Source organism: Streptomyces shenzhenensis (genome assembly GCF_021462265.1).
Taxonomy (GTDB): domain Bacteria; phylum Actinomycetota; class Actinomycetes; order Streptomycetales; family Streptomycetaceae; genus Streptomyces; species Streptomyces shenzhenensis.
In genome coordinates, this window is record NZ_JAJONF010000017.1 from 82,806 (window position 1) to 101,569 (window position 18,764).

An 18,764-nucleotide genomic window follows, 5' to 3' on the forward strand; every position below is an offset into this window, starting at 1 on the left:
GGGGATGACGACGCACGGGGGACGGCGCGGTCAGGCCGAGCGGGCCGCGATCACCGTCGAGACCGGATACGCGCTGTGCAGTGCGGCGTTCGCGGCCGCGGCCGTCTACGGGGCGGTGGCCGGTCCGGCGCTGCTGTTCGAGCTGCCCGGCGGCCTGGAGCGCGCGCTGCCCGTCGTGGGCGCGGTGCTCGCGGCCGTGCTGTTCCCCGCCCGGGTCGTCAGCGTGCTGGTGAGGTTCCGGCACTCGTCTCAGCCCAGCCAGCCCGGCCGCACCAAGCCCGACTCATAGGCCAGCACGACCAGTTGGGCGCGGTCCCGGGCGCCCAGTTTGATCATCGTGCGGCTCACGTGGGTCTTGGCGGTGAGGGGGCTGACGACCAGGCGGCGGGCGATCTCCTCGTTGGACAGGCCGATGCCGACCAACGCCATCACCTCTTTCTCCCGTTCGGTCAGCCGGGCGAGCGCGTCGGCGGCGGCCGGTGCCTTGGAGCGGGCCGCGAACTCCGCGATCAGCCGGCGCGTCACCCCCGGCGACAGCAGCGCGTCCCCGGCCACCACCGCCCTGACCGCCCGCACCAGTTCGTCCGGCTCGGTGTCCTTGACCAGGAACCCGGAGGCTCCGGAACGGATCGCCTCGAAGACGTACTCGTCGAGCTCGAACGTCGTCAGCATGACCACCTTCACGTCCGTCAGCTCCGGCTCGCCGGTGACCCGGCGGGTCGCGGCCAGGCCGTCCAGACGCGGCATGCGGATGTCCATCAGGACGACGTCGGGGCGCAGTTCGCGCACCTTGCGCAGCGCCTCCTCGCCGTCCGCCGCCTCACCGGTCACCTCGATGTCCGGCTGTGCGTCGAGCAGCGCCCGGAAACCGGCCCGCACCAGCGACTGGTCGTCGGCGAGCAGTACCCGGATCATCGGTCCTCCCGGTCGTCCGACGGCAGTACGGCCAGCACCCGGAAGCCGCCGTCGGCGCGCGGTCCCGCCTCGATGGTGCCCCCCAGGGCGGCCGCCCGCTCCCGCATCCCGGCCAGCCCGTTCCCGCTGCCGCCCGCGTCCGCCCCGGTCGCCGGACCGTCGTCGTCGATCCGCAACCGCAGCTTCCCCGCGCCGTGTTCGAGCCGCACGCGCGCGTGCCGTGAACCGGAGTGCCGTACGACGTTGGTGAGGGCCTCCTGCACGATACGGAAGGCGGCCAGGTCGGCGCCGGGCGGCAGGCGCGGCGGCTCCCCCGTCACCTCGACGGTGAGTCCGGTGGCCGCCGCCTGTTCCACCAGTTCCGGCAGCCGCCCGAGACCGGGCGCCGGCGCCCGCGGCGCGGCTCCCGGTGCCCGCAGGGTGTCGAGCACCTGACGCACCTCACCGAGGGCCTCCTTGCTGGCCGCCTTGATGGTGGTGAGCGCTGACCTGGCCTGCTCGGGATCGGAGTCGAGGAGCGCGAGGCCCATGCCGGCCTGGACGTTGATGACCGAGATGCTGTGCGCCAGGACGTCGTGCAGTTCCCTGGCGATCCGCAGGCGTTCCTCGTCCGCGCGCCGCCGGGCCGCCTGGGCGCGGTCGGCCCGCTCCCGCGCCCACTGCTCGCGCCGCAGCCGGACCAGCTCGGCCACCGAGACGATGATCAGCACCCAGGTGGCGATGATCACTTCCGGGCCGAGGCCCGCCCTCGTGTCGCCCGGCGGCGGCAGCCGGCGGTACAGCCACAGCGAGATCAGCAGATGCCCGGCCCACAGCATCCCGAGCGCCGCCCAGGCGGCCCGCCGGTGCCCGGCGACGACCGTGCTGAAGCAGGCCACGGCGACGGCCGCGAAGACCGGCCCATACGGGTAGCCGGCGCCGAGGTAGACCAGCACGAGCGCGGCCGTGCCGAACACCACGGGCACCGGGTGCCGGTGCCGCCACAGCAGCAGGGCACAGGTGCCGAGGAGCAGCAGCCGGGCGTACGGGTCGAGGTGCTCGCGGTGGGGTTGCCCATGAGCGGCGAAGTTCGAGCCCATCAGCACCAGGACGGTCAGCAGCGCGGTGGTGCGCCACGGCAGCCGGAGACGGCGGGTGCCAGGGGCGGTGGCGTCGGCGCGGTCCCACCACGGGGGCCCGTACTGCCACCACTGCGCGGGGCCGCGCTCCCGTACCCGCTGCTCGTCCATGACCGCCACGCTAGACGCCGGCGGCGCACGCGGGCGTCAGTCCGGCGAGGTGATCACGCGTACTCCCGGGGAAGTAGGCCGCCGGTCCTGGCCGGCCCGGCTCCCTCCACCACCACTGCTCAGCGGCCGCCGCCGCGGCCCGTGAACGCGCCGTCGCCGGCGAAGGCCAGTGCGGCGAAGCGTTCGCCGATCAGGCCGTGGGTGGCCGCGTCCGGGTGGAGTCCGTCGGGCAGCGGGAGTCCGGCCGCGTCGGCCTCGCCGTAGAGGGCACGGCCGTCGAGGTAATGGAGGTGGGGGTCCTCGGCGGCGCGCTGGGCGACGATCCGGGACAGCTCGTCCCGGATGACGCTCAGGGTGAGTTTGCCGCTCGCGCGCTCGGCCGGGTCGCCGGCGGCCGTGAAGGCGACCCGGCCGGCGCCGAGGGCGCTCAGGTCCATGGCGGTGGGGCCCGGCGTGTCCTCGTGCATCGGGCACAGGATCGGCGACACGACCAGCAGCGGGGTGGTGGGGTGCCCCTCGCGGACGGTGTCGAGGAAGCCGTGTACGGCGGGGCCGAAGGCGCGCAGCCGCATCAGATCGGTGTTGACGACGTTGATGCCGAGCTTGAGGCTGATCAGGTCGGCCGGGGTGTCCCGGACGGCACGGGCGGTGAACGGGTCGAGCAGGGCGCTGCCGCCCAGCCCCAGGTTGACCAGTTCCACGCCGGCGAGCGCGGCCGCCAGCGCGGGCCAGATGGCGGTGGGGCTCGCGGCGTCGGAGCCGTGGCTGATGGAACTGCCGTGGTGCAGCCAGACCTTGCGGCCGTGGTCGGGTACGGCGGCGAGCGGGGCGTCGGTGCGCAGCGCGACCAGTTCGGTCGTCTCGTTGTGCGGCAGCCAGATCTCGACGGTCTTCTCGCGCTCGGGCAGCCCGGTGAAACGGAGGGTGCCGACCGGTCCGGGGCGCAGCTCCGTGGTCCCGGCGCCCAGGTCGACGACCTGGACCGTGCCGCCGGGCACGCTGCCCTGGCCGGCCAGGGTGCCGTCGACGAGCAGGTCGTAGACGCCGTCCGGGCGGGGCGGCGCGCCGGCGTAGAGCCGCTTGACGGGCAGGGTGTCCAGTTCCACGGCGGTGGCGTGGGTGCGGAACACCAGCCGCACGCCGGAGGGCTGGGACTCGACCATGGCGAGCTGCGGGTCGTCGCACTGGGCGCGGGCCCGGGCCGGGAGCCGGTGCGGCAGCACGCCGTGCTCGGTGTGCTCCAGGTCCAGGGCGCCGCGAAGGAGGCTCGCGGTGATCGGGGTGGTGATCCAGCGGGGGTCGGTGTTCATCGCCTCTGTTTTCCGTCTGCTTTCCGTCGGTGTTCCGTCGGTGTTCCGTCGCTGTTCCCCGCGAAGGAGGTCAGGCCGGTGCGGGCCAGTTGCGCAGCAGGGCGTCGAGGGCGTCGAGGACACGGGTCCAGGACTGCTGGCTGTCGGGGGCGCTGTGGCTGAAGCCGCCGCTCAGTTCCAGGTCGACGAAGCCGTGGAAGACGCTGCCGAGCATCCGGACGGCGTGGGTCTCGTCCGGTTCGGTCAGGTCGTAGCCGCGCAGGATCGCCCGGGTCATCTGGGCGTGCCGGACGCCGGCGCTCGTCGCGGCCGTCTCCGGGTCGAGGCGCAGCCGGGCCGCCGTGTAGCGGCCGGGGTGGGCGCGGGCGTAGTCGCGGTAGACGTCGGCGAACGCGACGAGGGCGTCCTTGCCGGCCCGTCCGGCCAGCGCGTCGGCGGCCCGGTCGGCGAGTTCCTCCAATGCCAGCAGCGCGATCCTCGTCTTCAGGTCCTGGGAGCTCTTGACGTGCGAGTACAGGCTCGCGACCTGCACGTCGAACCGTCTGGCCAGCGCCGAGACGGTCACCTGGCCGAAGCCGACCTCGTCGGCCAGCTCGGCTCCGGCCCGGACCAGCCGTTCCGTACTCAGCCCCGCTCGTGCCACACCCGCTCCTCGTCCTCCCGGTTCTCAGCCTTCAGGAATTATGTATTTGCCTAAAGCTTTTAGGCAAATTAGCGTGCGGTGTGTGAGACAGCTGACCGAACAAGAGATCCGTGCCGCGTTCGTGAACTGCACCAAGGGCGCGGCGAAACGCCTGAACATCCCCCACGACCTGGACGAACGACCGTGGGCCGACCTGGACTACTTCGGCTGGCGCGACCCCCAGGCACCGGACCGCGCCTACCTGGTGACCGAACTCGGCGACGGCCACGCGCGGGCGGTGGCGCTGCGCTGCCCCAGCCCCTCCTCCTGGCAGACCCGGCGCAGCATGTGCTCGATCTGCCTGACCACGCACACCGGGGGCGTCTCCCTGATGGTCGCCGCCAAGGCCGGCAAGGCCGGGCTGCAGGGCAACTCCGTGGGCGCGTACCTCTGCAGCGACCTCGCCTGTTCGCTGTACGTGCGGGGCAAGCGGGACGCGGGGCCGGGCGGGCGCATGCCGGAGTCGCTCACGCTGGAGGAGAAGATACGGCGGACGGTGACGAACCTCGCCGCGTTCCTGGACAAGGTGACGGCCTGAGCCGACGCCCCTAGGGGAAGACCAGGCCCACCCCGTGGGCGAGTTGCGCGGCCGCATGGCGGAAGAACCACTCCCGCTCCTCCACGACCCCCTTGAACTGGCCGAACACTTCGAACCCCACCAGCCCGAACAACTGGGCCCACGCCGCGGTCATGGCCACCGCCACCTCCGGCGGCAGGCCGGGCATCACCTCGTCGGCCATTCGGCGGGACTCGGGGGCGAGCTCGGCGGGCACGGGGGTACGGGCCAGACCGCGCCGCTCGAACGCGTCCCGCAGGATCCCGATGAGGACCATGGCGACCCGGGCGGCCGGCGGAATGGTCGTCTCCGGAGCCGAGTAGCCGGGCACCGGCGAGCCGTAGATCAGCGCGTACTCGTGGGGGTGGGCCAGCGCCCAGCCGCGCACCGCCTCGCACACCGCCACCCAGCGCCGCGCCGGCGCCGCGTCGGCGACAGCGGCGTGAGCGGCCTCGGCGGCCTCGCCGAGGGAGTCGTAGGCGTCGATGATCAGCGCGGTGAGCAGGTCGTCACGGCTGGGGAAGTAGCGGTAGAGCGCCGAGGAGACCATGCCGAGCCGGCGCGCGACGGCTCGCAGCGACAGCTTGGCCGCACCCTCGGCGGCGAGCTGTCTGCGTGCCTCGTCCTTGATGGCCGTGGCGATTTCCGTCCTGGCTCGCGCGCGGGCGCCCTGCGGGGTGGTCATGGGGAGCAGTTTGCCACGCTCGCAGAGCGGTGCACACGGTTTGGAGCAGTGCACTTGTTGTGGTTCGGTGCTCACGGATGAGGGCAGCGATCACGAAGGAGTGCGGTGCTCAAAAAAGAGAGCACTGCTCTTGCATTGGAACACCGATCCCCCTCACACTGTTGCTCAAGTGAGAGCACCGCTCTCCCAATCAAGTGGGGGTCACCATGTCGTCGTCGCAGTCACAGCGTCAGGCATCGCCCGAGCCGTACTACGTCAAGGCCAACGCGCTGGCCGTCCGCATGAACGGCCTCGTCGGCTGGCTCGCCCGGCACGGGATCAGCTTCGCGGGCAGCGCGGAGCTGTCCGTGCGCGGCCGCAAGAGCGGCAAGATGCAGCGCGTCCCGGTCAACCCGCACACGTACGACGGCGGCCAGTACCTGGTCTCGGCGCGCGGCAACTCCCAGTGGGTGCGGAACATGCGTGTGGCCGGCGGTGGCGAGCTGCGGGTGGGGCGGAAGGTGCAGGAGTTCACCGTGGTGGAGCTTCCCGATGCCGAGAAGCTCCCGGTGCTGCGGGCCTACCTGGAGAAGTGGGGCTGGGAGGTCAAGCAGTACTTCCCCGGGGTGACGGCCAGGTCCTCCGACGACGAACTCGTCGCGGCCGGCGCCGACCACCCCGTCTTCCGGGTCACCGTCAGGAAGTGACGGCCTCCTCGTCGGCGGCGTCCTCGGCGGGGGTGTTCTCCTTCGCCGCCGGCCCCGGGTCGAACGCCGTGAGGGCGCGCTGGGCCAGCGGGTGGGAGCGGATGAGCTCGCCGAGGGAGGTCCGGCCCTGGGTGATCTCCTTGAACGCCCGCCAGGCGGGACGGAACCCGGTCAGCGCCGCGTGGAACAGCCCTGGCCGGCGTTCGAACACCGCGAGCATCCGCTTGCCGACGCTCATCTCGACGCCGAGGCCCGCCTTGACGGCGAAGGCGTAGTTCAGCGCCTGGCGGCGGGTGTCGACGGCGTCGTGGGCCTCGGCGATCCGCACCGCCCACTCCCCCGCGAGCCGCCCCGAACGCAGTGCGAAGGAGATGCCCTCACGGGTCCACGGCTCGAGCAGGCCCGCCGCGTCACCGCAGACCAGCACCCGGCCCCGGGACAGCGGGGAGTCGTCGGCGCGGCAGCGGGTCAGGTGGCCGGAGGAGATGCTCGGCTCGAAGCCGGCGAGGCCGAGCCGGGCGATGAAGTCCTCCAAGTACCGCTTGGTGGCCGCGCCTTCGCCGCGCGCCGAGATCACGCCGACGGTCAGGGTGTCACCCTTGGGAAAGACCCAGCCGTAACTGCCGGGCATTGGACCCCAGTCGATGAGGACCCGGCCCTTCCAGTCCTCGGCGACCGTCTCGGGCACCGGGATCTCCGCCTCCAGGCCGAGGTCGACCTGGTCGACCTTCACCCCGACGTGGGCGCCTATGCGGCTGGCGCTGCCGTCCGCGCCGACCACCGCGCGGGCCAGCAGGGTCTCGCCGCCCTGGAGCACGACCGCGACCGTCCGCCGGTCCGGTACCGCCGAGCCGTGCTGCTCGACGCGCTGCACGGCGGCGCCGGTGCGCAGCTCGGCGCCCGCCTTCTGGGCGTGCTCGACCAGCTGCTGGTCGAACTCGGGCCGGTTGATCAGCCCGAACATCATCTGCTTGGAGCGGCGCGTGCGGGTGAACCGCCCGTTGTTGGAGAAGGTGACGGCGTGCACCCGGTCTTTGAGGGGCAGCTCGAAGCCGGGCGGCAGCGCGTCGCGCGAGGGGCCGATGATGCCGCCGCCGCAGGTCTTGTACCGGGGCAGCTCGGCCTTCTCCAGCAACAGCACGCGCCGTCCCGCGACCGCCGCCGCGTAGGCGGCCGAGGCCCCCGCGGGTCCCGCGCCCACCACGACGACGTCCCACACCCGCTGTACGTCGTCCGCCCGCACGTCGTCCGCCGAAGAATTCTCGCCGCTCACGATGGTCCGCTGCTCCGATCAAGCCGTAGAAGCCGTATCACGCCGTATCAAGCCGTAGCCGTAGGTCAGGCCCTGTCCGTCCGTAGGCCGACACCCGCCACCTGTCCCCCCGCATCCTACGGCGGAGATCGCCGCAGGCCACTGTGGGAGGATCGGTCCACTCACCAGTTCAACGTCGCACCCACGAGGAGCGTGCCCATGTCGTCCAATCCGGTCGCCGAGACCGTCGCTGCCCTGCTTCCGAGGGCCAAGGCGGAGCTCGCCGAGCTGGTGGCGTTCAAGTCGGTGGCGGACTTCGCCCAGTTCCCGAAGAGCGAGAGCGAGGGCGCCGCGAACTGGGTGGCCGACGCGCTGCGCGCCGAGGACTTCACGGACGTCGCCATACTGGACACCCCGGACGGCACACAGTCGGTGTACGGGTGTCTGCCGGGCCCGGAGGGCGCCAGAACGGTCCTGCTGTACGCGCACTACGACGTGCAGCCGCCGCTGGACGAGGCCGCGTGGACCACCCCGCCGTTCGAGCTGACGGAGCGGGACGGCCGCTGGTACGGGCGCGGTGCCGCCGACTGCAAGGGCGGCCTGATCATGCACCTGCTGGCGCTGCGCGCGCTCAAGGCCAACGGCGGCGTCCCGGTCACCGTCAAGGTGATCGCCGAGGGCTCGGAGGAGATGGGCACCGGCGGCCTGGAGCGGTACGCCGAACAGCACCCCGAGCTGCTGGCGGCGGACGCGATCGTCATCGGTGACACGGGCAACTTCCGGCTCGGGCTGCCGACCGTCACCACGACCCTGCGGGGGATGACCTCCGTCCGCATCCAGATCGACACGCTCCAGGGCAACCTGCACTCGGGCCAGTTCGGCGGTGCCGCCCCGGACGCGCTGGCCGCGCTGATCCGGGTCCTGGACTCGCTGCGCGCCGAGGACGGTGCCACGACGGTCGACGGGCTCACGCCCGGGACCCGCTGGGAGGGCCTGGAGTACGACGAGAAGCAGTTCCGTACGGACGCGAAGGTGCTGGACGGTGTCGGGCTGATCGGCGACGGCTCGGTCGCGGACCGCATCTGGGCCGGTCCGTCGGTCACGGTGCTCGGCATCGACTGCCCGCCGGTGGTCGGCGCCACCCCGTCGGTGCAGGCCAGCGCCCGCGCCCTGGTCAACCTCCGGGTGCCGCCGGGCGTGGACGCGGCGGAGGCGGGCAAGCTGCTCCAGGCCCACCTGGAGGCGCACACGCCGTGGGGTGCGCGGGTGCGGACCGAGCCGGTCGGCCAGGGCCAGCCGTTCCGCGCGGACACCGGCAGCCCGGCCTACCGGGCGATGGCCGACGCGATGGCGGTCGCCTACCCGGACGAGACGATGCAGTACGCCGGTCAGGGCGGCTCCATCCCGCTGTGCAACACCCTCGCCGGCCTCTACCCGCAGGCCGAGATCCTGCTGATCGGCCTGAGCGAGCCGAAGGCGCAGATCCACGCCGTCAACGAGAGCGTGTCCCCCGAGGAGCTGGAGCGCCTGTCGGTGGCGGAGGCGCTGTTCCTGCGGAACTACGCGGCGAGCTGACACACCCGGGCCGGCCCGCGTACGCGGTCGGGCCTGCTTACGCGGTCGGGCCGCGTACGCGGTGGGCTGCGTACGCGGTGGGCTGCGTACGCGGTGGGCTGAATCGCTCCGCCCACAGCGGAGGGCCCTCGTCCATGGACGGGGGTCTTCCTACGGTCGGGACATGGACGTCGTCGAGCTGCTCCCCCGGCTGCACCTGCTGCGCTTCCCGGTGGGCCAGGCCTACCTCTGGCACGACCCGGACACCGGCGCCTCGACGCTGATCGACTCCGGCCCGCCCGGCTCGGGCCGGCCGATCGCCGACGCGCTCACGGCGCTGGGGCGGTCTCCTTCGGCGGTACGACGGATCGTCCTCACCCACTTCCACGAGGACCACGTCGGCGGGGCCGCCGAGTTCGCCGCGCTGAGCGGAGCCGAGGTGCTGGCCCACCGCCTGGACGCTCCGGTGATCCGGCGCGAACTCCCTGGCCCGCCAACGGTGTTCGAGGACTGGGAGCTGCCGATCCGCGCCGCGGTCCTCGAACTGCTGCCCGCCGGCGAGCCGGCGCCCCCGGCCGAGGTGACGGAGCTGTCCGACGGGGACGTCCTGGACTTCGGCGGCGGTGCCCGGGTCGTCCACGTACCCGGGCACACCCACGGCAGCGTCGCCCTCCATCTGCCGGCGTACGGTGTGCTGTTCACCGGAGACGCGGTGGCGGCCGCCCCGGCCACGGGTGCGGTGATGCCCGGGGTGTTCAACCTCGACCGGGACGAAGCCGTCGCCTCCTTCCGGCGGCTGGCCGCCCTGGACACGGAGACGGCGTGCTTCGGCCACGGTGATCCGGTGACCACCGGCGCGGCGCAGGCGCTGCGGGAATCCGCGGACAGCTGTGGACCGCCGCGGTGACCATGGGGGGATGACCGACACCACGAGCCGCGTTGCCGCCCACGCCGGCATCGCGACCTCCCTGGCCCTGCTGAGCGACGTCGAGCTGGCCGGACTGGTCGCGGCCGGCCGGCCTCTCGGCACCGGGATCGGCGGCAGAGCGGTGCGGCTCACGGTGGACGGCAGACCGGTGTTCGTGAAGCGGATCCCCCTGACCGACCGGGAACAGGACCCGCGGCACACCCGCTCCACCGAGAACCTCTTCGCCCTGCCGGCGTACTGCCACTACGGCATCGGCACGATCGGCAGCCCGGGGTTCGGCGCCTGGCGGGAGCTGGCCGCACACCAGGTGACCACGGACTGGGTGCTGGCGGGCCGGTTCACCGGTTTCCCGCTGCTGCACCACTGGCGGGTCCTGCCCGCCACGCCGGCCCCGCTGCCGGATGAACTCGCGGACATCGAAGGGGCGGTGGCCTACTGGGGCGGTGCCACCGGAGTGCGGGAGCGCATCGAGGCCCTGCGGGACGCCTCCGCGAGCCTCACGCTGTTCCTGGAGCACATCCCGTACACCCTGCACGACTGGCTGGACGCCGAACTGCGCACCGACCGGGCGGACCCGGCCTGCCACTTCACGGCCCACGGCCTGACGGAACTCACCGCATTCCTCTCGGCGAGTCATCTCCTGCACCTGGACGCCCACTTCGGCAACATCCTCACCGACGGCCGGCGGCTGTACCTCACCGACTTCGGGCTCAGCCTCAGCTCCCGCTTCCGGCTGGCCCGCGACGAACGGGAGTTCTTCGGCCGGCATCGGCACTACGACCGCGCGTACACCGGCTACTACCTGGTGATCTGGCTGGTCACCGCCCTGTACGGGTACCGGGGCGAGGAGCGCGCCGAGTTCGTGCGCTCCTGCGCCGCGGGCAGCCGGCCCGAGGGCATTCCCCGGGCCGCCGCCGACCTGCTGGTCCGGCACGCCCCGCACGCCGTGCCCATGGAGGTGTTCTGCCGGCGGCTGGAGCGGGAGAGCCGGCTGACGCCGTTCCCCGGTCCGGACGGTCACAGCAGCTGCACGTTCTCCGCGTAGTGGCAGGCGACCGGGTGGCCGCCGCCCCGGTCGACCAGGTCCGGTACCTGTTCGACGCAGGCGGTGCGCTCGCTGTCGGTGAGCCGGCCGGCGAACGTGGGACAGCGGGTACGGAAGCGGCAGCCGCTGGGCGGGCGGACCGGGCTGGGGACGTCGCCCTGGACGGTGATCCGTTTCCGGGCGCGCTCCTTGCGCGGGTCGGGCAGCGGGATCGCCGAGACCAGCGCCTGGGTGTAGGGGTGGGCGGGGCGGGCGAAGAGCCGGCGGGCGGGGGCGATCTCCACCAGGCGGCCCAGGTACATCACCGCGACCCGGTGGGCGACATGGCGCATCACGGAGAGGTCGTGCGCCACGAACAGGAAGGACAGGCCCAGTTCGCTCTGGAGGTCCATCAGCAGGTTGAGGACGCCCGCCTGGATCGACACGTCCAGCGCGGAGACCGGCTCGTCCAGCACGACCACCCTGGGGCGCAGCGCCAACGCCCGTGCGATGCCGATGCGTTGCCGCTGGCCGCCGGAGAACTCGTGCGCGAAGCGGTTGCCGTGCTCCGGGTTCAGGCCGACCAGGCGGAGCAGTTCGCGTACCTCGTCGGGGGCGCCGGGGCCGTAGCGGCCGTGGATGCGCAGGGGTTCGGCGACGATCTCGTGGACGGAGATCCGGGGGTCCAGGGAGGCGTAGGGGTCCTGGAAGACGATCTGCAGCTCACGGCGCAGCGGCCGCATCTGGCGTCGGCTCAGGTCGGTCAGCGGCCGGCCGCGGTAGTGGACGGAGCCCGAGGTGGCCGTCTCCAGGTTGAGCAGGGTCCGGGAGACGGTCGTCTTGCCGGAGCCGGACTCGCCGACCAGGCCGAGCGTCTCGTTCGCGTACAGGTCGAAGGAGACCCCGCAGACGGCGTGCACGTCGCCGACCCGGCGGCGGACCACGCCCCGCGACATCACGGGGAAGTGTTTGACCAGGTCGCGCACTTGAAGGACGGGGTCCTCGGTGCCGCCGTGACCGGGCAGCGGGGGCAGTACGGGCTGTGGACCGATCATCGGGCATCGTCCTCCAGGTCCGCGAACCGGGCCAGGGCCTCGGTGTCGGCGCCGACGGTGCCGAAGACCTCGCCGGCCGCCGTGCCGACGAGTTCGTCGGCGAAGTGGCAGGCGCTGCGGTGGGCGGCCGATCCGGCGGCGCGCAGGGCGGGTTCGGTGCTGTCGCAGGGCTCCCGGCGCATCGGGCAGCGGGGCGCGAAGGGGCAGCCGGGTGGCAGGTTGAGCAGGGAGGGCGGGGATCCGGTGATGGGGGTCAGGCGTTCCTCCTCGCGGTCGAGGCGGGGCAGGGAGCCGAGCAGGCCCAGGGTGTAGGGCATGCGCGGGGTGTAGAAGATGTCCTCGACCGAGCCGGTCTCCACGATCCGCCCGGCGTACATGACGGCGACCCGGTCGGTGTGGCCGGCGACCACGCCGAGATCGTGGGTGATCAGGACCAGCGCGGCGCCGGTCTCGGCGCGGGCCGCCTCCAGGGCCTGAAGGATCTGTGCCTGGACGGTGACGTCGAGGGCGGTGGTGGGCTCGTCGGCGATGATCACGTCCGGGTCGTTGGCGATCGCGATGGCGATGACGACGCGCTGGCGCATGCCGCCGGAGAGCTCGTGCGGGTAGCTGTCGACGCGCCGTTCGGGGCTCGGGATGCCGACCGTGCCGAGGAGGTCCACGGCACGTGCGCGGGCCGGGCGCCTGCCGAGCCCGGGTTTGTGCCTGAGCAGGGTCTCGGCGATCTGGTAGCCGACCGTGTAGACGGGGTTGAGGGAGGTCATCGGGTCCTGGAAGACCATGGCGATGCCGCTGCCCCGGATGTCCGAGAGGCGGGCGTCGGACATGCCGAGGAGCTCCGTGCCCTCGAACCGCACCGAGCCGCGCACCCGGGCCGAGCCGGGCAGCAGCCCCATCACCGCGAGCGCGGTGACGGACTTGCCGGAGCCGGACTCGCCGACGATGCCCAGCGCCTCGCCCCGTTCCAGCCGGTAGCCGACGCCGCGCACCGCGCGTACGGTCCCGTCCTCGGTGGGGAACTCCACGCTGAGGTCGTCGACTTCGAGAACGGCGCCGGACTCCTCGCCCTTCCCCACGACCCTGTCGATGCCCTTGCGGTTGCCCGTGTCGGTCACTGTCGCACCCTTTGCTGCCGGGGGTCGAAGGCGTCGCGCAGCCCGTCGCCGATGAAGTTGATGGTGAGGGCGATGGCGATGATGAAGGCGCCGGGGATGTAGAAGAGCCAGGGCCGGGTGTCGACCGCGGTCTGCGCCTGGGCGACCAGCAGCCCGAGAGAGGTGTCCGGTGGCTGGACGCCGAACCCGAGGAAGGACAGGGCGGTCTCGGTGAGTATGCCGGTGGCGACCAGGACGGTGGCGTTCACGATGACCGGGCCGAGCGCGTTGGGCAGCAGATGCCGGAAGATGATCCGGGTGTCGGAGGCGCCGAGCGCCCGGGCCGCCTCCACGAACTCCTTCTCGCGCAGGGACAGGACGGACGAGCGCACCACCCGGGACACGTACGCCCAGGTGAGTCCGGCGATCACCACGGCGATCCAGTACCAGGAACCGCCGCTGCGCGAGGAGATGACCAGCGCGATCGCGAACAGCGGGAGGGTCAGCACCAGATCGGCGATGCGCATCATCAGCGCGTCGACGAACCCCCGGTAGAAGCCGGCGATCGCGCCCCACACGGCGCCGACCAGGGTCGAGCCGAGCGCGATCAGGATGGCGATCTTCAGCGAGGTCTGGGTGCCGCGCATCACCTGTGCGTAGGCGTCGTACCCCGAGGAGTCGGTGCCGAACGGGTGCTTCCAGGAGGGGGGCTGGGAGTTGTCGGGCGTGTACTTGGCGTACGAGTAGTGCCACAAGTGCGGGCCGGCGAAGGCCCACAGGACGATCAGCACGAAGACGGCGAGGCTGATCATCGCGGCCCGGTGGCGCAGGAAGCGGCGCAGGACGAGCTGGGTCTGGCTGCGCTGCACGACGGTGAACTCGCCGTCGTCGCCCGGCGTCCGGGTGCCGGCCGGCCCGAGTGCCCCGATGTCAGTCATAGCGGATCCTCGGGTCGAGAACGGCGTAGAGGAGGTCGGCGAAGAGGTTGAAGACGATGACGACGACGGCGGACAGCAGCAGCCAGGCCATGGTCCGGTAGACGTCGAGGGTGGTGGCGGACTGGACGAGCATCTCGCCCATGCCGTGCCACTGGAAGATCGTCTCGGTGATGACCGCGCCGCCGAGGATGATCGCGATGTCGAGGGCGGTGACGGTGGCGAGCGGGATCAGCGCGGTGCGCAGGGCGTGCCGGGTGAGCACCCGGCCGCGGCGCAGCCCCTTGGCGCGGGCGAGCCGCACATAGTCGCTGTCGAGGACTTCCAGCATGGCTGCGCGGGTGTAGCGGGTCCAGGAGGCGAAGGAGACCAGGGCCAGGGTGATGGTGGGCAGGACGAGGTGGCCGACGCGGTCGGTGAACTCGTTCCAGGTGGTGTCGACTTCCAGGTACGGGGACTTCTCGCCGATGGTGCCGAGGAACTGGCTGCCGGTCTGCTGGTTGAACCAGATCCCGGCCTGCTTGAGCAGTACCGCGAACCAGAACACGGGCATGGCGAGGAACAGGAAGCCGAGGAAGGTGATGGTGTAGTCGGCGACGCTGTACTGGCGGATCGCGCTGAACACGCCGAAGACGATCGACATCACGAGGGCGAGGAGCATGGCGGCGGCGACCAGGGTGACGGTGACCCGGAAGCGGGTGAACAGGTCGTGGCCGATGTCCAGGTTGGACTGGACGGACGGGCCCCAGTCGCCGTGCAGGACGCCGGTGATCCAGTTCCAGTAGCGTTCCACGACCGGTTCGTCGGCGTGGATGTGGCGGGCGAAGGCGGTCACGGCGGCCTTGCTGGGCGGCGGTTGCCGGGAGGTGGCGAAGTTGGCCACCGGGTTCCCGGAGTTGACGACGACCAGGAAGACGATGAACGTCGAGACGATCAGGACGGGCAGGGAGACGAGGATGCGGCGCACGGTGTAGGCGAGCATGCGGTCTTCTCTCACGGATCTCACGGATCTCACGGATACGGCTGCCGAGGCGGAGGCGGAGACCCGGCCCCGGGATCGCCGGGGCCGGGCGCGGAGGATCCGACGGGCTTCGGTGGGGCTACTTCTTCAGGCCCCACTCGCCGACGTTGTACGGCGGTCCGACGTTGGTGGAGTTGTTCCGCATGTTGACGAACCGGGTCTGCACCGCGAGGAAGGTGGGTTTCTGGTAGAGCGGCAGCACATAGGCGTCGTCGACCATGAGCTGGTCGGCCTGGTTGAGCAGGGCCGCGGCCTTGGTCTGGTCCGTCTCGCCGACGGCCTGGCTGATCAGGGAGTCGACCTTCTTGTTGCTGTAGCCGCCGTAGTTGCCGCCGCCCCCGGTCGACCAGGTCTGCTGGGCGTTGCTGGTCGGGAAGGGGGAGGCGACCCAGGCGAAGACGATGATGTCGTACTGGTGGCCGGCCAGGACCGTGCCGAGGTCGGCGGCGCCGATCGGCTTGATCGTGACCTTGATCCCGAGGTTGGCGAGGTCGCTCTGCAGGATCTGGCACTCGCTCTGCCGGATCTGGTTGCCGGTGGTGTAGCGGCAGTCGAAGGGTCCGACGGCCGTGCCGTCCGGGGTCTTCAGGGCCGTGCCGACTCCGGTGAAGCTGGCGTCGGTGAGGTACTTCCTGGCCTTGGCGAGGTTGCCCGAGCCCTGTCCGCCGGCGCTCACCACGTCTTGGTAACCGGCCTGGCCCGGGACGTAGTTGTGGTTGCCCAGCTGCTTCACGCCCGGATCGAACTGGGCGACCGTCTTGGCCATGATGTCCTTGACGCTGATGGCCGTGAACATCGCCTGCCTCAGCGCCAGGTACTTGCCGATCACCGGGTTGTGCAGGTTGAGGTCGAAGTGCTCCCAGGTCAGCCCGTTGCCGATGGCGTAGGTGACGCCGGGGATGGCCTTCACCTGGTTGACGAGGTCCACCTCGGGCTGCGGGTAGATGCCCTGGACCTCGTTGTTGCGCAGCGCGATCGGTTCCTGGGTGGCGTCCGAGATGACCTTGAAGATCAGCCGTTGCAGAGTGGCCTTCCTGCCCCACCACTTGGGGTCGGGCTCGTAGGTGGCGTGGTCGTTGTCGGCCCAGTCGGTCATCTTGTAGGGCCCCGCGGTCGCGTACTTGGTGGGCGGGTTCTTCTGGAAGTACTGCCAGCCCTCGGTCAGCTGAACGGCGGTCATCCGCGCCGCGTCACCGGCCGTGGCGCCGGAGAGCTTCTCGGCGACGTGCGCGGGGTAGAGCGGGTAGCCCGCGCCGAACATCTGCCGCCAGTCGGAGTACGGCTTGGCCATCACGACGGTGACGGTCCTGCCGCCGTCGGAGCCGGTGACCGACTTGATCCGGTCGTAACCGGCGGTGCTCTGCGGCAGGCAGCCCTTGGTCTGGGTGGAGTCGGCGGCGGGCGGTGGCGGGCAGTCCTTGCCGTCGTTGGTGCGCCAGTAGTAGACGAAGTCGTCGGCGGTGATCGGCGTGCCGTCGTTCCAGGACGCCTTGGGGTTGATCCTGTAGACGAGGGTCTGCGGGCTGGTGCCGGTCTGGGCGGCCGAGGTCACCAGGTCGGTGTTGAGCTTGACGCTGAAGTCCGGCTGCGGAACGAAGACCTGGGGCAGCACGGCGCTCAGCGCTTCGGCGTTCTCGAAGGTGTTGCCGTTGGTGTCCTGCACGTTCCACTGCTGGATGTTCTTCTCGATGACGTAGGTGAACGTGCCGCCGGCCTTGGTGGCGCCGGAGTTGCAGGTGTCGGCCTTGCCCTGGGTGGCGCAGGACGTGAGACCGGCCGAGGTGCCCTTGCCGCCGCTGCCCCCGCCGCCTCCCCCGCTGCTGCAGGCGGCGAGTGCCAGGATGAGCCCGGCGGTCAGTGCGAGTCCCCTTGTGAGGGTCGAAGAGTGCGCGCGCATGTCCCTCCTTCAGCCGGCGGTTCACCGGCCTGTGCAAGGCGGCCAGCGGCCGCGAGGAAGTTGAGCTGCGCACCGACGGTAGAACGTTTGTGTACCTCCTTCACGTTCTTGTTCATACCGGGACGGCGACAATTCACTCTCGTTTCCCCCCAGGAACCTTCCACTCCAGGCAAAGTCCCCTACACACGTCCAGATATGTCGAAGTACCCGCCAACATCACGCAGCCGACAGGTACTTGACGAAGCATCAGAGGACGTCAACCGACCGGGACGCCGGCTTCCAGATAGAGCGCGGCGCCGCGCTCGCGGGCGCGCAGCGCCCAGCGCAGCCGTTCGTAGCGCACCGGCGGCAGCAGCTCGGCCGCCTCCTGCTCGGTGACGAACCGCCAGCCACGCAGCTCAGGCCCCGGCAGCACCAGCCGCCCGGCCTCGGCGGAGTCCAGCCGGCCGCCGTCGAAGAGCAGCCGCAGGCCGCCGTAGCGAGGTGGCGCGGGCTGTTCCCAGTCGACGACGAGCAGCCTCGGCGGCTCCTCCAGGCGGATCCCGGTCTCCTCCTCGACCTCGCGCACTCCCGCCCGGGCCGGGGCCTCACCGGGCTCGACGACACCACCGGGGAACTCCCAGCCGGCCTTGTAGGTGGGGTCCACGAGGAGGAAGCGGTTCCGTTCGTCGAAGAGGAGGACGCCCGCGGCGACGGTCTCGGCGGTGGGTTCGGGGGTTTGCACTATGTCGCAAGCCGCGGCTTCGCCGCTGCTCACCGCTCCCGCGATCCGCACCGCCGTTTCGTACGGGCTGAGCCCGCTGCTGTCGACGAGATGGGCGTCGGCGCTGATCCAGGAGGAGAGGGCGGTGCGGTAGGGCTCGATGTGGTCGTACGACCACTGCCGGACCCGTATCTCGCCGTCGGGCAGGTCGGGCGGGATCTCCCGGCCGGCTATTCGTTCGCGCAGGATCGTTTCGGCCGGGGTGAGACACAGGTGCCGGACCGCGATCCGGCGGGCGGCGAGGCCGCCGAAGATCTCGTCGCGGTACTCCTGGCGCAGCAGTGTCATCGGAACGACCAGGGTTCCGCCCAGTTCGGCGAGCATCGCGGCCGCGGTGTCGATCACCAGCCGGCGCCAGATCGGCAGATCCTGGAAGTCGCCGACCTCGGCGAGGTGCTTGGCCGGCAGCAGGTGCGTCAGTGCCCCGCCGATGAGCTCGGGGTCGAAGAGCGTGCTGTTCGGGATCAGTTCGATCAGTTCACGTGCGGTGGTGGTCTTACCCGCACCGAACGCGCCGTTGACCCAGACGATCACGGACTCCCCCTCTTCTGTTGGCCCCCTGTGGCTTGCCCGCTCCACACTGCCACGGAAACCAGTTCCCGTTGAGGGCGCGCAAACGGGGTGCCGGCGTCCCCTGCCCGGAACGCCGGCACCGTGGCCCGCCGTCGCCGCGCGGGGCTACTCCTGGCCCGGGAAGTCCTGGCCGGTCCGGAAGCCGTCCTGACCGACGATGTGGTCGGCGTGGTCAACGGTGCCCGAGACGTTCAGGTCACCGAGCGGGTGTTCGTCGGCCGCGTGGGACGGGGTGACGGCGGCCACGACGAAACCGGTGGCCAGGCTTGCGATGGCGAGCATGCTGCGCTTCTTCATGCCCGTTTCAACTCCGCGGACGGCCAGGAGTCACGCCCGTACCCGCGAGGGGAGCAACACGGTCAGGCACGACGGCGCGGGCTCCGTGACCCGCTTCGGGGCGGACGCGGAGTCGTCCACCGCTGTCCCGCATAGCGGGCGGACGGCAGAACGATCCTGGCAGCCTGGGTCGCCGCCGGGGAGCTGGACGAGTTCAACGCGCGCATCGTCGCCACGATCGAGGTGGTCCACGAGTTCCACCCGGCCGACCGGAACATCGGATGACCCGATTCGTTCCGGTCCGGACCAAGCCGGCGCCTGTTGCGTCG

The 18,764-nt window shown here is 71.5% G+C and carries 19 protein-coding genes; 6 read left to right on the forward strand and 13 right to left on the reverse strand.

Translation table 11 applies throughout. The features are described from left to right. Positions 1 to 4: 4 nt before the first annotated feature. Complete coding sequence (locus LQ326_RS22475; protein WP_234539125.1) at positions 5 to 289, forward strand: DUF6332 family protein; 285 nt, start codon at positions 5 to 7, stop codon at positions 287 to 289. Here the strand turns inward: LQ326_RS22475 and LQ326_RS22480 are convergent. The 4 genes from LQ326_RS22480 to LQ326_RS22495 form a co-directional block, all read right to left on the reverse strand. Next, on the reverse strand, positions 250 to 915 hold the full coding sequence (locus LQ326_RS22480; RefSeq protein WP_234539126.1) for a response regulator transcription factor: 666 nt from the start codon (positions 913 to 915) through the stop codon (positions 250 to 252). The genes LQ326_RS22475 and LQ326_RS22480 overlap by 40 nt on opposite strands. Continuing rightward, positions 912 to 2,144 (reverse strand): sensor histidine kinase, encoded by a 1,233-nt coding sequence (locus LQ326_RS22485; protein WP_234539127.1) that lies wholly within the window; start codon positions 2,142 to 2,144, stop codon positions 912 to 914. The genes LQ326_RS22480 and LQ326_RS22485 overlap by 4 nt, the downstream gene beginning before the upstream one ends. A 119-nt stretch (positions 2,145 to 2,263) precedes the next feature. Next, the gene (locus tag LQ326_RS22490; protein WP_234539129.1) at positions 2,264 to 3,454 is read right to left on the reverse strand and encodes a GDSL-type esterase/lipase family protein; all 1,191 of its coding nucleotides are present in this window, start codon (positions 3,452 to 3,454) and stop codon (positions 2,264 to 2,266) included. A 70-nt stretch (positions 3,455 to 3,524) separates the two neighbouring features. Further along, positions 3,525 to 4,097: a TetR/AcrR family transcriptional regulator gene (locus LQ326_RS22495; RefSeq protein ID WP_234539131.1), complete on the reverse strand. Its 573-nt coding sequence runs from the start codon at positions 4,095 to 4,097 to the stop codon at positions 3,525 to 3,527. Between the two features lie 82 nt (positions 4,098 to 4,179). Between LQ326_RS22495 and LQ326_RS22500 the strand changes: the two genes are divergently transcribed. Continuing rightward, positions 4,180 to 4,674: an FBP domain-containing protein gene (locus LQ326_RS22500; protein WP_234539132.1), complete on the forward strand. Its 495-nt coding sequence runs from the start codon at positions 4,180 to 4,182 to the stop codon at positions 4,672 to 4,674. A 10-nt stretch (positions 4,675 to 4,684) separates the two neighbouring features. Here the strand turns inward: LQ326_RS22500 and LQ326_RS22505 are convergent, their stop codons facing one another. Then, positions 4,685 to 5,377: a TetR/AcrR family transcriptional regulator gene (locus LQ326_RS22505; protein WP_234539134.1), complete on the reverse strand. Its 693-nt coding sequence runs from the start codon at positions 5,375 to 5,377 to the stop codon at positions 4,685 to 4,687. Between the two features lie 206 nt (positions 5,378 to 5,583). Between LQ326_RS22505 and LQ326_RS22510 the strand changes: the two genes are divergently transcribed. After that, positions 5,584 to 6,063, forward strand: a complete 480-nt coding sequence (locus LQ326_RS22510; protein WP_234539136.1) for a nitroreductase/quinone reductase family protein — start codon at positions 5,584 to 5,586, stop codon at positions 6,061 to 6,063. On the opposite strand, the gene LQ326_RS22515 is transcribed toward LQ326_RS22510, so the two are convergent. Further along, positions 6,053 to 7,336, reverse strand: a complete 1,284-nt coding sequence (locus LQ326_RS22515) for a geranylgeranyl reductase family protein (RefSeq protein WP_234539138.1) — start codon at positions 7,334 to 7,336, stop codon at positions 6,053 to 6,055. The genes LQ326_RS22510 and LQ326_RS22515 overlap by 11 nt on opposite strands. 198 nt (positions 7,337 to 7,534) lie before the next feature. On the opposite strand from LQ326_RS22515, the gene LQ326_RS22520 reads away from it, so the two are divergent. The 3 genes from LQ326_RS22520 (at position 7,535) to LQ326_RS22530 (ending at position 10,842) form a co-directional block, all read left to right on the forward strand. Then, positions 7,535 to 8,890, forward strand: a complete 1,356-nt coding sequence (locus tag LQ326_RS22520) for a dipeptidase (RefSeq protein WP_234539140.1) — start codon at positions 7,535 to 7,537, stop codon at positions 8,888 to 8,890. Between the two features lie 163 nt (positions 8,891 to 9,053). After that, positions 9,054 to 9,776, forward strand: coding sequence for an MBL fold metallo-hydrolase (locus LQ326_RS22525; RefSeq protein ID WP_234539141.1), 723 nt, complete (start codon positions 9,054 to 9,056; stop codon positions 9,774 to 9,776). Between the two features lie 10 nt (positions 9,777 to 9,786). Continuing rightward, positions 9,787 to 10,842 (forward strand): protein kinase family protein, encoded by a 1,056-nt coding sequence (locus LQ326_RS22530; RefSeq protein WP_234539143.1) that lies wholly within the window; start codon positions 9,787 to 9,789, stop codon positions 10,840 to 10,842. Here LQ326_RS22530 and LQ326_RS22535 read toward each other — a convergent pair. The 7 genes from LQ326_RS22535 to LQ326_RS22570 form a co-directional block, all read right to left on the reverse strand. Then, a complete protein-coding gene (locus tag LQ326_RS22535; RefSeq protein WP_234539146.1) occupies positions 10,815 to 11,876 on the reverse strand; it encodes an ABC transporter ATP-binding protein in 1,062 nt (353 codons plus the stop codon). The two genes, LQ326_RS22530 and LQ326_RS22535, sit on opposite strands and share 28 nt — an antisense overlap. Continuing rightward, on the reverse strand, positions 11,873 to 12,991 hold the full coding sequence (locus tag LQ326_RS22540; RefSeq protein ID WP_234539148.1) for an ABC transporter ATP-binding protein: 1,119 nt from the start codon (positions 12,989 to 12,991) through the stop codon (positions 11,873 to 11,875). The genes LQ326_RS22535 and LQ326_RS22540 overlap by 4 nt, the downstream gene beginning before the upstream one ends. After that, positions 12,988 to 13,908, reverse strand: a complete 921-nt coding sequence (locus LQ326_RS22545; RefSeq protein WP_234539149.1) for an ABC transporter permease — start codon at positions 13,906 to 13,908, stop codon at positions 12,988 to 12,990. Before LQ326_RS22545 ends, LQ326_RS22540 begins: the two co-directional genes overlap by 4 nt. After that, complete coding sequence (locus tag LQ326_RS22550) at positions 13,901 to 14,887, reverse strand: ABC transporter permease (RefSeq protein ID WP_234539151.1); 987 nt, start codon at positions 14,885 to 14,887, stop codon at positions 13,901 to 13,903. The genes LQ326_RS22545 and LQ326_RS22550 overlap by 8 nt, the downstream gene beginning before the upstream one ends. 118 nt (positions 14,888 to 15,005) lie before the next feature. Further along, positions 15,006 to 16,823, reverse strand: a complete 1,818-nt coding sequence (locus tag LQ326_RS22555) for an ABC transporter family substrate-binding protein (protein ID WP_234539153.1) — start codon at positions 16,821 to 16,823, stop codon at positions 15,006 to 15,008. Positions 16,824 to 17,079: 256 nt separating this feature from the next. Further along, positions 17,080 to 18,120 (reverse strand): NUDIX hydrolase, encoded by a 1,041-nt coding sequence (locus LQ326_RS22560; RefSeq protein ID WP_308401998.1) that lies wholly within the window; start codon positions 18,118 to 18,120, stop codon positions 17,080 to 17,082. Positions 18,121 to 18,264: 144 nt separating this feature from the next. After that, positions 18,265 to 18,456 (reverse strand): hypothetical protein, encoded by a 192-nt coding sequence (locus LQ326_RS22570; protein ID WP_234539155.1) that lies wholly within the window; start codon positions 18,454 to 18,456, stop codon positions 18,265 to 18,267. Between the last annotated feature and the right edge of the window lie 308 nt (positions 18,457 to 18,764).

Coding starts and splice junctions, on each gene's coding strand:
- LQ326_RS22475 (WP_234539125.1), top strand. CDS start 5: ATGACGACGCACGGGGGACGGCGCGGTCAGGCCGAGCGGGCCGCGATC.
- LQ326_RS22480 (WP_234539126.1), bottom strand. CDS start 915: ATGATCCGGGTACTGCTCGCCGACGACCAGTCGCTGGTGCGGGCCGGT.
- LQ326_RS22485 (WP_234539127.1), bottom strand. CDS start 2,144: ATGGACGAGCAGCGGGTACGGGAGCGCGGCCCCGCGCAGTGGTGGCAG.
- LQ326_RS22490 (WP_234539129.1), bottom strand. CDS start 3,454: ATGAACACCGACCCCCGCTGGATCACCACCCCGATCACCGCGAGCCTC.
- LQ326_RS22505 (WP_234539134.1), bottom strand. CDS start 5,377: ATGACCACCCCGCAGGGCGCCCGCGCGCGAGCCAGGACGGAAATCGCC.
- LQ326_RS22510 (WP_234539136.1), top strand. CDS start 5,584: ATGTCGTCGTCGCAGTCACAGCGTCAGGCATCGCCCGAGCCGTACTAC.
- LQ326_RS22520 (WP_234539140.1), top strand. CDS start 7,535: ATGTCGTCCAATCCGGTCGCCGAGACCGTCGCTGCCCTGCTTCCGAGG.
- LQ326_RS22525 (WP_234539141.1), top strand. CDS start 9,054: ATGGACGTCGTCGAGCTGCTCCCCCGGCTGCACCTGCTGCGCTTCCCG.
- LQ326_RS22530 (WP_234539143.1), top strand. CDS start 9,787: ATGACCGACACCACGAGCCGCGTTGCCGCCCACGCCGGCATCGCGACC.
- LQ326_RS22535 (WP_234539146.1), bottom strand. CDS start 11,876: ATGATCGGTCCACAGCCCGTACTGCCCCCGCTGCCCGGTCACGGCGGC.
- LQ326_RS22545 (WP_234539149.1), bottom strand. CDS start 13,908: ATGACTGACATCGGGGCACTCGGGCCGGCCGGCACCCGGACGCCGGGC.
- LQ326_RS22550 (WP_234539151.1), bottom strand. CDS start 14,887: ATGCTCGCCTACACCGTGCGCCGCATCCTCGTCTCCCTGCCCGTCCTG.
- LQ326_RS22555 (WP_234539153.1), bottom strand. CDS start 16,823: ATGCGCGCGCACTCTTCGACCCTCACAAGGGGACTCGCACTGACCGCC.
- LQ326_RS22570 (WP_234539155.1), bottom strand. CDS start 18,456: ATGAAGAAGCGCAGCATGCTCGCCATCGCAAGCCTGGCCACCGGTTTC.